Origin of the sequence: Enterobacter sp. 22452 (assembly GCF_052045065.1) — a bacterium.
In the GTDB taxonomy this organism is placed as follows: domain Bacteria; phylum Pseudomonadota; class Gammaproteobacteria; order Enterobacterales; family Enterobacteriaceae; genus Enterobacter; species Enterobacter mori.
In genome coordinates this window covers 48,593-65,722 of record NZ_JBQEOB010000008.1, presented here as the reverse complement: position 1 = coordinate 65,722, position 17,130 = coordinate 48,593, and the positions used below count along the sequence as shown (strand labels likewise).

Below are 17,130 nucleotides of genomic sequence, written 5' to 3'. Positions count from 1 at the left end.
ATACAGAAATTTGCAGGGCGGAGAGTATATAACATTTCGCGCGGATGGCTACTTTCTTATAAAACGTAACGCCATACGGACTTCGGCACTTCCCCGACGTTGAACAAACGGCCACCGGAGACCAGTTCAGCCCGGCGGTGGTCAGCGGCGCGATACATATTGATAATTTCGTGATTATCCAACAGCGTGTAGTTTAGATGGTCAAACAGTTTTTCCAGGCTCTCAAGGGAATTGATCTTGCGAAATTTTAATAAATAGTCCTGAACTGTCATGTTAATAAGTTTCCATATAAAAGTGAGTAATACCCGTGTCGGTAATTCGTTCGAATAATAAACGGATAAATAAAGACGTAAACAGCCCACTCAGGTAATGTGACGAAATTAGGAGTTTTCTTTGCTGAAAGATTCAGGCATCAGACGATGCCTGGAAGAGAAGGTTAACCCTGTTCAACACGGCTGGCAATATGCAACTGACAGAATGTGTCACAAGGGCGTTACTTCGGTTGTGCGACGGTGACAGGCTCCGGCGGTTGGTAGTTATCGATGTGGCTGGCAACGCCAAGCAAAATGACCGAAACCCCAAGGACAATCCATCCCGCTAATTCAATGATTCGATTAATTATTGATGACATGACTCGTGTTTGTAATTTATCCATAAATACAGATTGCAAATGTTACCGTGCAGCACTGACCTCGGCAAGCGGTTTGGGAACGATACCCTTAATCAATCTCAGTGAGTTACATTCTTGTAACAAAAACATCTGGTGCAAGGTGCTATTTTAAGTCATATGACACATTATTAATGTGTAGTAATACCCGCAAAGCCAGTGTGAAATAAGATAATGACAGGAGGGCACTACGATGGGTGAAAATATCCGTGTCGGGCTGATTGGTTATGGTTACGCGAGTAAAACCTTTCACGCGCCTCTGATTAGCGGGACGCCGGGAATGTCGCTGGGGGCGGTTTCGAGCAGTGATGCCGCCAAAGTACATGCCGACTGGCCAACCGTTCCGGTTGTTTCTGAGCCTAAACATCTTTTCAACGATCCGAATATTGATGTCATCGTCATTCCTACCCCAAACGACACGCACTTTCCGTTAGCTAAAGCGGCGCTGGAAGCGGGTAAACATGTTGTGGTCGATAAGCCCTTTACCGTGACACTGTCACAGGCGCGCGAGCTGGATGCACTGGCAAGAAGTCTTGGCAGGCTGTTGTCCGTCTTCCATAACCGGCGCTGGGACAGTGATTTCCTGACGGTGAAAGCCCTGCTTAGTGAAGGCACTCTCGGTGAAATAGGCTATTTTGAATCTCATTTTGACCGCTTTCGTCCGCAGGTGCGTAACCGATGGCGTGAACAGGCGGGCCCCGGAAGCGGTATCTGGTATGACTTAGCGCCGCATTTACTCGATCAGGCCGTAAATCTGTTTGGTCTGCCGGTGAGTATGACGGTTGATTTAGCGCAGCTTCGGCCTGGCGCGCAGACGACAGATTACTTCCACGCCGTTTTGAGCTATCCGCAGCGTCGTGTCGTACTGCACGGGACGATGCTCGCCGCCGCGGAATCGGCGCGTTATATCCTTCATGGTACGCGCGGTAGCTACGTGAAGTTTGGTCTGGATCCGCAGGAGGACCGCCTGAAAAACGGTGAGCGTTTGCCGCAAGAGGACTGGGGCTACGACATGCGTGATGGCGTGCTGACGCGCGCGGAAGGTGAAGAGTTGGTTCAGGAAACGCTGCTGACCATTCCAGGGAACTATCCGGCTTATTACGCGGCTATCCGTGACGCGCTCAACGGGACGGGGGAGAATCCGGTTCCGGCCAGCCAGGCGATTCAGATCATGGAGCTGATTGAGCTGGGCATCGAATCTGCCAAACATCGCTCCACGCTCTGTCTGGCATAAGTTCTCAATGTTTTTGTTGGCCGGGTAAGCGCAGAGCCACCCGGCAAATGCTCAACCGCGAGCCACTTTATCTTTAAGCGCCAGCTTCTCTTCAGGCGTCAGAAACGCAATTTCCAGCCCGTTAATCTGCGCCTGGCGGATCTGCTCGCGGCTCAGGCCCGCCTGCGGTGCGGCGATGTTGTATTCGTGAATAATATCCACACCCTGAACCGCCGGATCGTCGGTGTTCAGCGAGGCCAGTACGCCGTGTTCCAGGAAGGTCTTCAGCGGATGTTTATCCAGCGTTGCCACGGTGCTGGTCTGAATGTTGGAGGTCAGGCAGGATTCGATACCGATGCGCTGCTCCGCCAGGAAATCCATCAGGGCACGATCTTCGACGGCTTTCACCCCGTGGCCGATACGCTCTGCGCCCAGCTCGCGAATGGCCTGCCAGATGCTTTCCGGGCCTGCTGCTTCACCCGCATGAACGGTAATGTGCCAGCCCGCGTCACGCGCGCGATTGAAATGAGAGAGGAACAGGCTACCCGGGAAGCCTAGTTCATCTCCGGCGAGGTCGACAGCGGTGATCTGGTCACGATGCGCCAGCAATGCTTCCAGCTCCTGAAGGCAAGCCGCTTCACCGAAGGTACGGCTCATGATGCCAATCAGACGTGCCTGAACGTCGAAAGCTTTACATCCTTCGCGAACGCCCTCAATCACCGCTTCCACCACGCCCGCGACGGGCAGGTTATGGGTCATTGCCATATACCCTGGTGAGAAGCGCAGCTCGACGTAATGCAGGCCGTTACGGGCGGCGTCTTCAATGTTCTCGAACGCCACGCGGCGGCAGGCATCCAGCGAGGCCAGCATCTTTACGCCCCAGTCGAGTTTGCTCAGGAAGCTGACCAGATCCGGCTCATTCGAGGTGACCTGAACATGTGGAATCAGGGTTTCAAGCGTTTGTGCTGGAAGCGTTAAATTGAACTGGCGGCCAAGATCGAGGATGGTTTGGGCACGAATGTTACCGTCAAGGTGACGATGAATATCAGTTAAAGGCAGGCGTGTATCAATCATGGTCGCACTCTTTGCTGGTTAAAGTGCGCCATATTATAAAAACAAAACGGGGTAAAAAGCTATTTGCGCAAGGGAATATTCCGTTGCGCAATGGCATTACAGCAGGGTAGCGATCCCGGCGATGAGGCGTTGTACCCCTTGTTCCAGCTTGCTGCGCGGGCAGCCAGCGTTCAGGCGCACGAAGCCATTACCCTCTAATCCGTAGGTATATCCCGGCATGATTGCCACTTTTTCCTGCTCAATCAGCACTTTTTGCAGTGCCCTGTCATCAATCTTCAGCGGGCGCAGGTCAATCCAGGCCAGATAGGTTGCTTCCGGCGGCTGCCAGTTCAGTTTCGGAAAAGCGCGGTTTAATTCCTGCGCGATATACAACAGATTCTCCTCCAGATAACCCCGCAAGGCATCCAGCCATGGCGCTCCCTGCTGATAGGCGGCGATATGCGCCGTCAGCGCCAGCACGGAAGGGGAAGAGAGTCCGTCGCGGCCTTTAAGCGCGCGGAGGTAACCCGTTCGACTCGCTTCATCGCCGATCAGCCCGTAAGCTCCTGTCAGCGCCGGAATATTAAAGCTTTTCGAGCCAGAGGTGAGGAGCGCCCATTTGCCGCGTGCTACCTCATTCCACGGTGTGTGATGATGTTTTCCCCACACCATGTCCATATGAATTTCATCGCTGATCGCCGCCACGTCATAGCGTGCGCACAGTTCCGCCATTTGCGTCAGCTCATCCCGCGTCCAGACCTTACCGGTTGGATTTTGCGGGCTGCAGAGCAGCAAAATTTTGTTTTCTGGTTTGGCCAGGGCCGTTTCCAGCGCGGCCATATCACCCATCCAGCCGCTCGCCTGTTTCACCATCGCCACCGGAACGACATTTCGCGCGTTGCCTTCGATGGCGTTATAAAACGCATCGTACGCAGGAGTATGAACCACCACGCCGTCGCCGGGCTGCGACCAGAGACGGATCAGCTCTGACACCATGTAGATGACGGAAGGGCCATAAACGACGGATTCGGTATCGATACGGCTGTTAAAGCGTTGCTGGAACCAGTGCGCGACGGCAGCCAGAAACTCATCGTTTTTCCAGCGGCTGTAGCCAAACACGCCGTGATCGATGCGCTGATGCAGCGCGTCGGTAATGCAGGGTGCAGTGGCGAAATCCATATCCGAGATAGTGAAGGGCAGCAGATCGGCCGCGCCAAAGCGGTCGGCAACGTAATCCCACTGGGTGCACCAGGTGCCGTGACGATCCACGACGGTCGAGAAATCAAACATAACTCTCATCCTTAACGTAAAACCCCCTCATGAGAGGGGGCTGAGGCATCAGGCTTCGACTGTTCGCATCAGGGTGGCCAGTTCATCTTTCACCGACTGCACCTGCGGGCCGATAACCACCTGCAAATTATGCTGATTTAACTGTACCACACCGATGGCGCGGTTAGCTTTCAGCGCATTGGTATCCACTTTCGACATATCCGCCACCGATAGACGCAGGCGGGTAATGCAGTTATCCAGCGAGGTGATGTTATCCGCACCGCCCAGCGCTGCCAGAATGGCCGGGGTGTTGTAACCCGATTTTCCTACCGTCCCTGCAACCGCTTGTTCAACGCTGGTCGCTGTTTCAGCATCACGGCCCGGTGTTTTCAGGTTAAAGCGGGTGATGGCGAAGCGGAAGATGCCGTAGTACACCGCAAACCAGATTGCCGCCACGACCGGCACCAGATACCACTTGGTGGACAAGCCGTGCAGGATCCCGAACACCACGAAGTCAATCACGTTGCCGTCGGTGTTGCCGATGGTGACGCCCAGTACCGCCATCACGGTGAAGCCCAGACCGGTCAGCACGGCGTGAATGAGATACAGCACCGGCGCGACGAACAGGAACAGGAATTCGATTGGCTCGGTTGTGCCGCCCACGACGCAGGCGATCACGCCGGAAATCAGCAGGCCTTTAATCTTATGACGGTTTTCCGGACGAGCACAGTGGTACATCGCCAGCGCCGCGCCCGGCAGGCCGCCCAGGAAGGCAGGCATTTTGCCCTGAGACAGGAAACGGGTTGCGCTCTCAGAGAAGCCGTGGGTGGTCGGGCAACTCAGCTGCGCCTGGAAGATCGTCAGCGCACCGCTCACGTCGTGACCGCACACCTCCATCGTCCCGCCCGCTTCGGTGAAGCGAATCAGGGCCACCAGAATGTGCTGCAGACCAAACGGCAGCAGCAGACGTTCACCGGTACCGAAGATCATCGGACCGAAATCACCCGCGCCGTTAATGATGCGACCAATACCGGTGATACCCATCGCGAAGACCGGCCAGATCAGCGGAATGATCAAACCAAACAGACCCATGACCACGAGGGTGATAATCGGCACAAAGCGGGTACCGCCGAAGAAGGCCAGGGCATCCGGCAGGCGGATATTGTGGAAGCGCTCGTGCAGCATCCAGATAATCACCCCGGCGATCACTGCCCCGAGGATCCCGGTATCAATAGACTGGATGCCAATCACGCTCTGAATGTTGTTGGCTTTGAGCACCGCAGCGTCGGTGGTAGGCAGAATGCCTTTTGCGGTCAACCAGAAGTTAACCGCAAGGTTCATTACCGCGTAGCCCACAAACCCGGCAAACGCCGCGACGCCTTTGTTCTCACGGGCCAGGCCCAGCGGGATGGCGATGCAGAACATGACGGGCAGGAAGCTAAACGCAAAGGAGCCGACTTTACTCATCCAGATAAAGATCGCCTGCAGCACGGGTGCGCCGAGGAATGGGATCAGCGTGATGACGTCTTTACTGCTTAGCGAGCTGCCGATCCCGAGCATGATCCCGCAGAACGAGAGGAGTGCTACGGGCAGCATAAAGGTTTTACCCAGTTGCTGGAAAAATTCCCACAGCGATATTTTTTGTGCTGCTTTCGCCGTCATAAAACGACTCCTTTATTGTTAAAATCAGTTTGTCTGCTTCAATGCTGCGAGAAGATAAAACGTTTTATCAAAGTTTAGTGCGCGCTAAATCACATTCTCAGGCTTTGACTGGTAGTATAAAGATAACGTATTGATAAAACGTTTTACCGATCTCATTTCAGGGAGTCACGCCGACACATGGCTGTAGCGAAAAAAATCACCATTAACGATGTCGCGCTGGCGGCGGGCGTTTCCGTCAGCACCGTTTCTCTGGTGCTAAGCGGAAAAGGGCGTATCTCGCCCGCAACCGGTCAGCGGGTTAACGAGGCGGTTGAACAGCTGGGTTTTGTGCGTAATCGCCAGGCGTCGGCGCTGCGCGGCGGGCAAAGCGGGGTGATTGGCCTGATTGTCCGTGACCTGACGTCGCCGTTCTATGCGGAACTGACCGCAGGGTTAACTGAAGCGCTTGAAGCGCAGGGGCGAATGGTCTTTTTGCTGCATGGCGGACGCGAGGCCGATCAGCTTCTTTCCCGGCTCGATATGCTGCTAAACCAGGGAGTGGACGGGGTGATTGTCGCCGGGGCGTCGGGCGTGGGCAGCGAGCTGTGTGAGCGTGCCGCCGAAAAAGGCGTACCGCTGGTGTTTGCCTCTCGCGCCAGCTACCTGGACGAGGCCGATACGCTGCGCCCGGATAACATGCAGGCCGCACAAATGTTGACCGAGCATCTGATTCGTCGCGGGCATCAGCGCATCGCCTGGCTGGGCGGGAAAAGCTCGTCCCTGACGCGCGCCGAGCGGGTAGGCGGCTACTGCGCGACGCTGATTAAATACGGCCTGCCGTTCCACAGCGAATGGGTCGTGGAGTGTGAATCCAGCCAGAAGAAAGCGGCGGAAGCGATAGGCGCGCTACTGCGAAGCAGTCCGACGATCAGCGCCGTGATTTGCTATAACGACGTGATTGCCATGGGTGCCTGGTTTGGCCTGATCCGCGCCGGACGCCAGAGCGGCGAGGGTGGGGTAGAAACGTTCTTCGGCCATCAGGTGGCGCTCGGGGCGTTCGCCGACGTCGGCGAAAATGCGCTCGACGATCTCCCGATCGTCTGGGCCACGACCCCTGCGCGGGAGATGGGCTACACGCTGGCGGACAGGATCATGCAGCGCATCGACAATACGGATGTTCAGGCCGGGCACCAGATTGTGGCGGCGCGGCTAGTGACGGCGAAATAACCTCAGGTCTGTTGCGTAAGCGGGTTGAGCAGAAGCTCGGCCTCAAGGGCTTCCACAAACTTTCGTACTTTTGCCGGGATCAGGCGGGAGGTCGGGTAAACCGCCCACACGGCCAGCGATTCCGGCTGGGCATCTTCGAGGACGATGCGCACGAGTTTCCCCTCTCTGAACGCCGGTTCTACGTACCAGCGAGATAAATTAGCGATCCCCATCCCACCGAGACAGGCTTCGAAAATGGCCTCGACAGAGTTCGCGGAGAATCGGCCCGACACCTTCTGCTTGTAGCGTAGTTCGCCCTGTTCGAAAGACCAGTGGACCGTGTCTGACGTGGTCAGACAGCTGTGTGCCGCCAGATCGTTAAACGATTTTGGATAACCGTTTGTTGCCAGATACTCCGCGCTGGCGCAGAGATCGCGAGGGTTATGGCAAAGGCGATGGGCAACCAGTCGGTTATCGCGCAGCGGCGCAATGCGTAATGCCACGTCTATGCCTTTGCCGACAATATCAACCTGTTCGTCGGTGGCGAGTAAATCGACCTGCAGGGCGGGATGCTGCTGCATGAACCGGGTCAGCATAGGAGCCACGATCTTCCGGCCAAACCCCGCTGAGGCGGTAATGCGCAGGCGTCCGGAAAGGTGGGTCCCGTCGGGAAACAGGTCGGCAAGCGCGTTGCTTTTATCTTCCAGGAGCGCCAGCGCGTGAGGGAGAAAAATATCCCCGTCGCTGGTGGGCGAGAGCGAACGCGTGGTGCGGTGTACCAGCCGAACCCCCAGCTCCGCTTCGAGATGCGTCAGGGCGCGCGACGCGGCCATGGCGCTCATGGAGAGCCGACGTGCGGCGCCGGCGAGGCTACCCGCCCTGACGGCTTCAACAAAAACTTCAATATCTTCCAGTCTCATTATCTCGCTTTTCGTTATGCTGCCTTATCAAATTGCATATCTACATTATTTGTCGTTACGCTGCCATAGTCTCTTCACATCTTGATAAACATGAATTTGGAGTGAAGATGAAAAAGTTGAAAACGGTTCTGGCGTTCAGCGGCCTGATGTTTGCGAGCGCGACGTGGGCAGATGCACCCGCGCAGGTTAAGCAGCAGGTCCCCGGCTATTATCGCCTTGCCGTAGGGGAGTACGAGGTGACGGCGCTGTTCGACGGCTATAACGATCTTTCGCCCACGCTGTTACAAGGCCTTTCACCCGACGCGGTTCGTAAACTGCTGGCACAACAAAAAATCGATGCCGAGCGCATGCCTACCGCCTTCAACGCCTTTCTGGTGAATACCGGTAAACACCTGGTCATGATTGACAGCGGGGGTGGACACTGCATGGCGGAAACTGCCGGCCAGCTCATCGGCAATATGAACGCATCAGGTTATCGGCCTGAGCAGGTCGATACGATTTTCCTGACCCACCTTCATCTTGACCATGTGTGCGGCCTGAGCGATGCGGACGGTAAGGCATTGTTCCCCAATGCCACCGTCTATGTGCCGCAGGGGGAGGCCGAATACTGGCTCGATCCGGCTAAAGAGGCGAGCGCGCCTGCGAATGCGAAAGCCTATTTCGCTATCGCCAGGAATGCATTGGCTGCGTATAAGGCCACCGGACATCTTAAAACCTTTATTCCGCCCGCTTCGCCTATTCCTGAAGTCCAGACAGCCTATGCCATTGGCCATACGCCCGGCAGCACCGTTTATCGGTTTGCTTCACAGGGAACGGCCATTAACTTCATTGGGGACCTGATTCATGCTCCTGCTGTCCAGTTCCCGCATCCTGAAGTGTCTATTCGTTTCGATGTCGATTCGAAAAAAGCCGTCTCATCCCGCGCGCAGGAATTTAACGCGCTGGCGAAAGACGGCGAGTGGATGGCCGCGGCGCATCTGCCTTTCCCGGGTATTGGGCATATCACCGCCTGGCAGCAGGGCTACCGCTGGACCCCCGTAAATTATGGTCCTTATCAACGTGCGGCCCATGTGCCTCTGCTGAAATAAAGTGAGGTTAACCGCATGAAAAGTTACACCGTAACGGCAAACGGCATCCGTCAGTTTGTGGTCGAAGAGGGTGAAGGCGCGCCGGTTATTCTTCTGCACGGTTTTCCAGAAACAAACTATGCCTGGCGCCACCAGATACCGGTTTTATCCCGCCACTATCGCGTGATTGCGCCCGATCTACGCGGATATGGGGAAACGGATAAACCGGCCTCCGGTTATGATAAACGGAACATGGCGCGTGACATCCGGGAACTGATGCGAGTGCTGGGTCTGGAGAAGGTGGTGCTGGTTGGGCACGATCGCGGGGCGCGGGTTGCGACCCGCTTTGCGAAAGATTATCCCGAGTTAATCGACCGCCTGGTGGTAATGGACAACGTGCCAACGCGTATTGTGGCCCGCGATCTGAATGCTTCGATTGCGCGTGCATACTGGTTCTTCCTGTTTCATCTTGTGCCCGACCTGCCGGAAGCCCTGATTGCGGGTAGAGAAAACGTATGGCTGCGCCACTTTTTCTCGGACTGGACCTACGACCCGTCAACCATCAGCGGCGAGGTGTTTGACACCTATGTACGCGCGTATCAGGCGCCGGGTGCCGTGCGGGGCGCAATGGCTGACTATCGCGCTAACGCAGAGGATGTGGCGCAGGATCTGGCAGACGCTGACGTGAAAATTACTTGCCCGGTAATGTCGCTGTGGGGCAATGATTTTCACGCGGTTGGCAAGCTCTTCGATATGCAAAGCGTCTGGGCCGAAATGGCGGATAACCTGCGGGCATACGGTATTGATGAGTGCGGTCATCTGCCGCAGGAGGAGCAGCCAGAGAAAGTGAACGCACTGCTGCTGGATTTCCTGGCGGGATGGAAATTTTAACGGGCAATAAAAAACCCCTCATGCGAGGGGTTTTGCTGTTTACTGCTGCGGTGCCGCCGGTTCGGCTGGCGCTGCAGGTTCAGCCGGTTCCGGCATCCCCAGAGCGGGCATACCAAACATGCCGACAAAATCTTCCAGCGGCATTTTATCGCCGTTCAGGTTTACCTGGCCGTTGGCATACTGCAGGCTGGTGGAAATCGTGTTGTCTTCCACTTTAGTGATGCGGAACATCTGGCCCATTGCAGCCAGACCTTTCACCTGCTGGTTCGCCAGTTTGCCAGCGTCTTCATCGCCGTAACCTTCCAGCTTCGCAATCTGGGTCATAAACTCGGTCGCCATGTCCATTGGGATGGTCAGCTTGCTCTCGAGCGACTTCACGCTGCGATCCACTTCCTGCGCCAGCGTCTGCGGTTCACCCGTTGCGGTTGCCGGATCTTTCAGGAACAGAGACAGGTTGAAGTTAGTTTCGCCTTTGCTGTTTTTCCAGCTCAGCGGCGCGACGGTGATCACCGGCTCGCCTTTCAGCAGGATTGGCAGGTTGTTGAACAGCACCGCCATCGCCTGCTGCTGGTACACTTCCGGATTCTGCTGCAGCGCGGCATCGGTCAGCAGCGCCTGGCTCTCTTTGCTGTATTTTTGGCTAAATTCGTGCCACGCCTGGCCGTCGATATTGCCGATCTTCAGCGTTAATTTTCCGGTCCCCAGATCCTGATTCTGCACCTTCAGGCTCTTCAGGGCGTAATCCAGCTGCGTATTGATATTCTTGCCGTCTTTGGAAATGTCGGATTTACCGTTCACGTCCATGCCTTCCAGCACGGCCATCTCTTTACCTTCAACCGCGATTGCAATTTTATCGAGAGAGAGTTTCTGATCGCCAATACGCTCTTTAAAGTCGGTCATCCGGCTGTTGCCGTCGGCTTTCAGGTTGTTGAAGCTGAGCTGAACCTTTTGGTTATATTCATTAACCGCGTTCACCACGCCGCTTTCTGCTTCACCGGTCAGAGAGAACACGTTTCCGTCGCGGTCAGCGTCCAGTTTGAAGTTCCCCCCGCTGAAGGCGACCTTCTCGTTCTCTTTCTCGTAGTTCAGCGCTTTCAGCGCAATATCGGAACTCGTGTCACCCGCATAGCTGATGCGAGTATTGATTTCGAAAGGCGAGGTATTTTTTGCCAGATCAAACAGTGGCCTGGTGACGTCGTTATTCACCAGAACCGTGTGAACGGACGCCATTGATGGGATCAGATTAAACGATTTTAACTGCGCCAGCGGGAACGGACCGTGGCTGACCACTTCATCCAGCACCACGCTCTGGCCTGGCTTCAGCCAGGCGTTGGTGCTTCCTGCTACAGGTTTCACCACCATCTGCATATGGCTGGTAAACACGCCGCGCTGATAGTTCTGATAGCTAAGCTCAACGCCTGCCTCTGGCGCGCTGCGCTTAATCTCTCCGTTAGCCTGCGCGACCATCTCAGCCAGACGGCCTTCTAGCTGTTTCCCGGTAAACCAGGAGGCACCCGTCCAGACCACGCCTAACGCTACAATCACTCCAACCGCTACGACCGATTTTTTCATTGCGACTATCCCTAAAATGAAACCAGGCGGTAAAAACCGCCCGGAGATATAAAGCCTTAAACTAGCTTAGCAAGAGTTGTTAAAAAATTCAGTAAGTGCTTATAGCTTATTAAAAACGCGCGCCAGACGACCGGTGCCGCTCACGCTAACCGGTGACTCGTTCGCTGCAACAAAAGCCGACTCGCCCGGCTTGAGCACCAGACGCTGTTGGCCTTTCTGCAGCGTCGCTTCGCCCTCCACGCAGAACAGGATTGCCGCGCTCTCCTGTGCGATGGCGGTTTCGGCCTGGCTCAGGTCGTGCAGAGAAAACGCAAAATCCTCAACCGGGATCGGGAAGTCCAGCTCTGCGCCGTTTTTCACCGGCTGAGTCAGCAGTTCGTCGGCAGGCTTCGCCACGAACTTCACGTTGGCGACCAGCTCAGGGATATCGATGTATTTTGGCGTCAGGCCCGCGCGCAGCACGTTATCCGAGTTGGCCATCACTTCCAGCGCTACGCCCTGCAGGTAGGCGTGCGGGGTTTCGGCAAACAGGAACATTGCTTCACCCGGGTTCAGCTTCACCACGTTCAGCAGCAGGGGAGAAAACAGGCCGCTGTCGTCCGGGTAGAATTCGGAAATCAGACGGATGGTCTCCCACGGCTCACCTTGCTGGCTGTTCAGTGCAGCTTTCAGCACTGCCAGCGCGTGGGCTTTTTCTTCGCCCTGCATATTCAGCAGGCTGGCGAACAGCTGGCTCAGCGCGTCCGCGTTCGGGTTTTCCAGGAAGTGGGCGATAGCCTTGTTAGCACCCGCCACCGGTTGCAGCAGAGAAACGATCTCCGAAAACTCGCGGAACGCGTTCATCGCCAGGAAAGGGGTGAGAGCAAAAACCAGCTCCGGTTTGTGGTTCGGATCTTTGTAGTTACGTTCAGCCGCGTCTAATGGAATCCCCGCCGCGTTCTCTTTCGCAAAGCCGATTTCAGAGGCTTTCTTGTTCGGGTGAACCTGAATGGAGAGCGGCTGGTCGGCGCACAGTACCTTAAACAGGAACGGCAGCTCGCCAAAACGCTTGGCAACCTTCTCGCCCAGCAGTGCGGCTTTATCGGCATCAATCACGTCGCGCAGGCTGCGCACCTGGCCGCTGGCGTCTTCAATTTTTGAGCTGCTCTTCGGGTGCGCGCCCATCCACAGCTCTGCCATCGGCAGGTTGTCCGGGTTAGCGATACCGTAGAGATCCGTTAACGCAGTTTTACTTCCCCAGGCGTAGTTTTGCACTGAGTTGATGAGTTTTTGCATTATCAAGCCCTGATTCAAATGTGGAATTAACTCCGGGTATTAAAGCAATAAACGGCGTGGAAGTAACCTGCGGATGTAAAAAGTCGTACTAGTCTCAGTTTTTGTTAAAAAATTGTGTAGGATAAGCTGACTCGCTTTTAAGCCGGGCAGCGGAACATCTGCCCTGAACAATCAGACCGAAGCAGTAAGTGAGAGAACAATGTCGAACAAACCCTTTCATTATCAGGATCCTTTTCCCCTCAGTAAGGATCAGACCGAGTATTACCTGTTAACCCGCGATTACGTTTCTGTCTCTGAGTTTGAGGGACAGGAGATCCTCAAAGTTGATCCGCAGGCGCTGACGCTGATGGCGCAGCAGGCCTTCCACGACGCTTCGTTCATGCTCCGCCCGGCGCATCAGCAGCAGGTTGCCGATATCCTGAGCGATCCGCAGGCCAGCGAGAACGATAAGTACGTGGCGCTGCAGTTCCTGCGTAACTCGGATATCGCGGCGAAGGGCATTCTGCCGACCTGCCAGGATACGGGTACCGCAATTATTACCGGCAAAAAAGGCCAGCGCGTCTGGACCGGCGGCGGTGACGAAGCGGCGCTGGCGCACGGCGTCTACAACACCTATATCGAAGACAACCTGCGCTACTCGCAAAACGCGGCGCTGGATATGTACAAAGAGGTCAACACCGGCACCAACCTGCCTGCTCAGATTGACCTCTACAGCGTCGATGGCGACGAATACAAATTCCTCTGCATCGCCAAGGGCGGCGGTTCGGCTAACAAAACCTACCTCTACCAGGAAACCAAAGCGCTGCTCACCCCGGGCAAGCTGAAAAACTACCTGGTTGAGAAAATGCGTACCCTCGGCACCGCAGCGTGTCCGCCGTACCATATCGCCTTCGTGATCGGCGGTACCTCGGCGGAAAGCACGCTGAAAACCGTCAAGCTGGCGTCGACCAAATACTACGACGGCCTGCCGACAGAAGGGAACGAACACGGCCAGGCGTTCCGCGACGTGCAGCTTGAGCAGGAACTGCTGACCGAAGCGCAGAACCTGGGGCTGGGCGCACAGTTTGGCGGCAAATATTTCGCGCACGACATTCGCGTGATCCGTTTGCCGCGCCACGGCGCATCCTGCCCGGTGGGCATGGGCGTGTCCTGCTCGGCGGATCGTAACATCAAGGCGAAGATCAACCGCGACGGCATCTGGATCGAGAAGCTGGAGAACAACCCGGGCAAATACATCCCGGAAGAACTGCGTAAAGCGGGCGAGGGGGAAGCAGTTCGCGTGGACCTGAACCGTCCGATGAAAGAGATTCTGGCGCAGCTTTCTCAGTATCCGGTCTCGACCCGTCTCTCCCTGAACGGCACGATTATCGTGGGCCGCGACATTGCGCACGCGAAGCTGAAAGAGCGTCTGGATAACGGCGAAGGGCTGCCGCAGTACATTAAAGATCACCCAATCTACTACGCAGGCCCGGCGAAAACGCCTGAAGGCTACGCGTCCGGTTCGTTAGGCCCGACTACGGCAGGCCGCATGGACTCTTACGTTGACCAGCTTCAGGCCAACGGCGGCAGCATGATCATGTTGGCGAAAGGTAACCGTAGCCAGCAGGTGACGGACGCTTGCCACAAGCATGGCGGCTTCTACCTGGGCAGCATCGGCGGCCCGGCAGCGGTGCTGGCGCAGGGCAGCATCAAGAGCCTGGAGTGCGTGGAATACCCGGAACTGGGTATGGAAGCGATCTGGAAAATTGAAGTGGAAGATTTCCCGGCGTTTATCCTGGTGGATGACAAAGGTAACGACTTCTTCAAACAGATCCAGTCTTCTCAGTGTTCGGCGTGTGTGAAGTAATCCTGTAAATTGCCGGGTGGCGGCTGCGCCTTACCCGGCCTACGAGTCTGGTAGGTCGGGTCAGCGTCAGCGCCACCCGACGCCAAAAAGAGCGCACAAAGCGCCATAACGTTTCTCAGAAGTCATCAATACTTATCCCTTAAGCATGTGAGCAATCCCTCTTTTGTTATCAAGGAGAAAGTAATGACCACGGTACGCCATGAGAAAGACTCGATGGGCGCCATCGACGTCCCCGCCGACAAGCTATGGGGCGCGCAAACCCAGCGTTCGCTGGAGCATTTCCGTATCTCGACCGAAAAAATGCCCGTCTCGCTGATTCAGGCGCTGGCGCTGACCAAACGCGCCGCCGCTAAAGTGAATCAGGATTTAGGCCTGCTGGCCGCCGATAAAGCGACGGCCATCATCAACGCTGCCGATGAAGTGCTTGCGGGCAAGCATCCCGACGAATTCCCCCTCGCCATCTGGCAGACCGGTTCCGGCACCCAGAGCAATATGAACATGAATGAAGTGCTGGCGAACCGGGCGAGTGAACTGCTGGGCGGCGTGCGCGGCATGGAGCGTAAGGTTCACCCGAACGATGACGTCAACAAAAGCCAGAGTTCTAACGACGTCTTTCCGACGGCGATGCACGTGGCGGCGGTGATTGCTATCCGCGAGCAGCTTATCCCGCAGCTCAACGTGCTCAAAACCACGCTCAACGAGAAAGCGCAGGCCTTCCGCGACATCGTTAAAATCGGCCGTACGCACCTGCAGGACGCCACGCCCCTGACGCTCGGGCAGGAGATTTCCGGCTGGGTGGCGATGCTGGAACATAACCTGAAGCACATCGACCACAGCCTGCCGCATCTGGCGGAGCTGGCGCTCGGCGGTACGGCGGTGGGTACCGGGTTAAATACTCATCCGGAATATGCGGTGCGCGTGGCTGAAGAGCTGGCAAGCATCACCGGACAGCCGTTCGTCACGGCGCCCAATAAGTTCGAAGCGCTGGCGACCTGTGACGCACTGGTGCATACCCACGGCGCGCTGAAAGGGCTGGCGGCATCATTAATGAAAATCGCCAACGACGTGCGCTGGCTGGCCTCGGGTCCACGCTGCGGCATCGGTGAAATCAGCATCCCGGAAAACGAGCCGGGCAGCTCCATCATGCCGGGTAAAGTCAACCCGACCCAGTGCGAAGCCATGACCATGCTCTGTTGTCAGGTGATCGGCAACGACGTGGCCGTCAACCTGGGCGGCGCGTCCGGCAACTTCGAGCTGAACGTCTATCGCCCGATGGTGATCCATAACGTTCTGCAATCGATTCGTCTGCTGGCGGACGGGATGGAGAGCTTTAACGAGCATTGTGCGGTAGGGATTGAGCCAAATCGCGAGCGTATCAGCCAGCTGCTCAATGAATCCCTGATGCTGGTGACGGCGCTAAATACCCATATTGGCTACGACAAAGCCGCCGAGATCGCTAAAAAAGCGCATAAAGAGGGGCTGACGCTGAAAGCCTCCGCCCTGGCGCTGGGCTATCTGACGGAGGCTGAGTTTGACGCCTGGGTTCGCCCGGAAGCGATGGTCGGCAGCCTGAAATAATCATCCCGCCACATACAGGTGCAGCCGTGGAATAATCAGCTGTAGCGGCTGCGCCTGAGGTCTGTAACGGTGCTGAACATTGTCCGCATCGTAATTCAAAAGCTCACCAATGTCCGGCACGATGGCCCCCTGATCGGCATCAAAGAGCGCAATCAACGGCGTTGGGCAGGCATACTGCACCTGCTTTTGCTGCCCGGAATACCAGACGCGGGCAATAGGCTGCACCTTCACCGGGCGCTTTATCTTGAGGCGCGTGTCCGCCGGTAGCGAGGCGATGCTGTGATACTCCTGCTCCAGACGCTCAATCCACTGCTCGCGAGACCAGGGGGCAACCGTACGCGGTGCTTTCAGGCTTTTCTCAAGCTGCGCCAGAATCTCATCCCGGGTGAAGTTTTTAATGATGTGCTTATTCGCCCAGCCGAAGCGCAGCGTGGCGGGGTGACGCAGTACCGTCAGCGTGCGATAGGCATTCAGGGTAATCAGCCCAGGAAGCTGACGGTGCACCCACTCAAACCGGGCGGCAGGGGCGAGGCCGGACTCTTCGGTGACGATCTTTTCAAATGCCGCTTTCAGGGTGTTGATATGGGTAATCTGGCCTTCCAGCGTTTCACGCATTGTCGCATCGGTTTGCAGGCAGATCACGCCAGGCAGACGCACGGCCGCCTTACTGCTGCGATGTTCAGACTGCTGCTGGATAAAAAGATGGCGATAGTGCTTCATCGCCAGCTCAAATGCGGCGCTGCCGATGTGCTGTTCAACTTCGATGGTGTTCAGCGGGTCGTGTTCCGCCCCTTTGGCTACATCAGGCAGAGTAAAGACGCGCGCAGCCAGCAGGCGGCAGGTTTGCAAGCGTTCTGTCAGGGTAAGTAGCTCGTGTTCTATTTCGCGAAAGGTACTGTTCAGCCTTTCGATGAGATCGTAGGTCGCCATAA

15 protein-coding genes are annotated in these 17,130 nt (G+C 56.2%); 6 read left to right on the top strand and 9 right to left on the bottom strand.

What is annotated here, in order from left to right; all coding sequences use genetic code 11:
* Positions 1-56: 56 nt before the first annotated feature.
* Positions 57-272 carry a transcription modulator YdgT gene (gene ydgT / locus ACTJJA_RS19855; RefSeq protein WP_108416867.1) on the bottom strand — a complete coding sequence of 72 codons (216 nt, stop codon included), beginning with the start codon at positions 270-272 and terminating at the stop codon, positions 57-59.
* A 221-nt stretch (positions 273-493) separates the two neighbouring features.
* Entirely contained in the window at positions 494-619 is a 126-nt protein-coding gene (gene blr / locus ACTJJA_RS19850) for a division septum protein Blr (RefSeq protein ID WP_168112406.1), read from the bottom strand.
* A 241-nt stretch (positions 620-860) separates the two neighbouring features.
* Here blr and ACTJJA_RS19845 point away from each other — a divergent pair, with 241 nt between their 5' ends.
* Positions 861-1,901 (top strand): oxidoreductase, encoded by a 1,041-nt coding sequence (locus ACTJJA_RS19845; protein ID WP_440669001.1) that lies wholly within the window; start codon positions 861-863, stop codon positions 1,899-1,901.
* 51 nt (positions 1,902-1,952) lie between these two features.
* Here ACTJJA_RS19845 and add read toward each other — a convergent pair whose 3' ends face one another.
* The 3 genes from add to malX form a co-directional block, all read right to left on the bottom strand.
* Complete coding sequence (gene add / locus ACTJJA_RS19840) at positions 1,953-2,954, bottom strand: adenosine deaminase (RefSeq protein WP_440669000.1); 1,002 nt, start codon at positions 2,952-2,954, stop codon at positions 1,953-1,955.
* Between the two features lie 96 nt (positions 2,955-3,050).
* Entirely contained in the window at positions 3,051-4,223 is a 1,173-nt protein-coding gene (locus ACTJJA_RS19835; protein ID WP_440668999.1) for a MalY/PatB family protein, read from the bottom strand.
* Positions 4,224-4,271: 48 nt separating this feature from the next.
* Positions 4,272-5,864: a maltose/glucose-specific PTS transporter subunit IIBC gene (gene malX, locus ACTJJA_RS19830; RefSeq protein ID WP_440668998.1), complete on the bottom strand. Its 1,593-nt coding sequence runs from the start codon at positions 5,862-5,864 to the stop codon at positions 4,272-4,274.
* Positions 5,865-6,041: 177 nt separating this feature from the next.
* On the opposite strand from malX, the gene ACTJJA_RS19825 reads away from it, so the two are divergent.
* Positions 6,042-7,070: a Mal regulon transcriptional regulator MalI gene (locus ACTJJA_RS19825; protein ID WP_320385420.1), complete on the top strand. Its 1,029-nt coding sequence runs from the start codon at positions 6,042-6,044 to the stop codon at positions 7,068-7,070.
* Between the two features lie 2 nt (positions 7,071-7,072).
* On the opposite strand, the gene ACTJJA_RS19820 is transcribed toward ACTJJA_RS19825, so the two are convergent.
* Positions 7,073-7,969, bottom strand: coding sequence for a LysR family transcriptional regulator (locus ACTJJA_RS19820; RefSeq protein WP_089599530.1), 897 nt, complete (start codon positions 7,967-7,969; stop codon positions 7,073-7,075).
* 107 nt (positions 7,970-8,076) lie between these two features.
* Here ACTJJA_RS19820 and ACTJJA_RS19815 point away from each other — a divergent pair, with 107 nt between their 5' ends.
* Both ACTJJA_RS19815 and ACTJJA_RS19810 read left to right on the top strand, forming a co-directional pair.
* Positions 8,077-9,057 carry an MBL fold metallo-hydrolase gene (locus ACTJJA_RS19815; protein WP_256459698.1) on the top strand — a complete coding sequence of 327 codons (981 nt, stop codon included), beginning with the start codon at positions 8,077-8,079 and terminating at the stop codon, positions 9,055-9,057.
* A gap of 15 nt (positions 9,058-9,072) precedes the next feature.
* The gene (locus tag ACTJJA_RS19810; protein ID WP_440668997.1) at positions 9,073-9,927 is read left to right on the top strand and encodes an alpha/beta fold hydrolase; all 855 of its coding nucleotides are present in this window, start codon (positions 9,073-9,075) and stop codon (positions 9,925-9,927) included.
* 39 nt (positions 9,928-9,966) lie between these two features.
* Here ACTJJA_RS19810 and ACTJJA_RS19805 read toward each other — a convergent pair whose 3' ends face one another.
* Together ACTJJA_RS19805 and manA are read right to left on the bottom strand one after the other, a co-directional pair.
* The gene (locus tag ACTJJA_RS19805; RefSeq protein ID WP_440668996.1) at positions 9,967-11,499 is read right to left on the bottom strand and encodes a YdgA family protein; all 1,533 of its coding nucleotides are present in this window, start codon (positions 11,497-11,499) and stop codon (positions 9,967-9,969) included.
* 99 nt (positions 11,500-11,598) lie between these two features.
* On the bottom strand, positions 11,599-12,774 hold the full coding sequence (gene manA / locus ACTJJA_RS19800; RefSeq protein WP_440668995.1) for a mannose-6-phosphate isomerase: 1,176 nt from the start codon (positions 12,772-12,774) through the stop codon (positions 11,599-11,601).
* Positions 12,775-12,973: 199 nt separating this feature from the next.
* Here manA and fumA point away from each other — a divergent pair, with 199 nt between their 5' ends.
* Positions 12,974-14,620, top strand: a complete 1,647-nt coding sequence (gene fumA / locus ACTJJA_RS19795) for a class I fumarate hydratase FumA (protein WP_010430411.1) — start codon at positions 12,974-12,976, stop codon at positions 14,618-14,620.
* A gap of 183 nt (positions 14,621-14,803) precedes the next feature.
* The gene (gene fumC, locus ACTJJA_RS19790; protein ID WP_421512134.1) at positions 14,804-16,198 is read left to right on the top strand and encodes a class II fumarate hydratase; all 1,395 of its coding nucleotides are present in this window, start codon (positions 14,804-14,806) and stop codon (positions 16,196-16,198) included.
* On the opposite strand, the gene tus is transcribed toward fumC, so the two are convergent.
* A complete protein-coding gene (gene tus / locus ACTJJA_RS19785) occupies positions 16,199-17,128 on the bottom strand; it encodes a DNA replication terminus site-binding protein (protein ID WP_089599538.1) in 930 nt (309 codons plus the stop codon). It lies immediately after the preceding gene.
* Positions 17,129-17,130 lie beyond the last annotated feature (2 nt).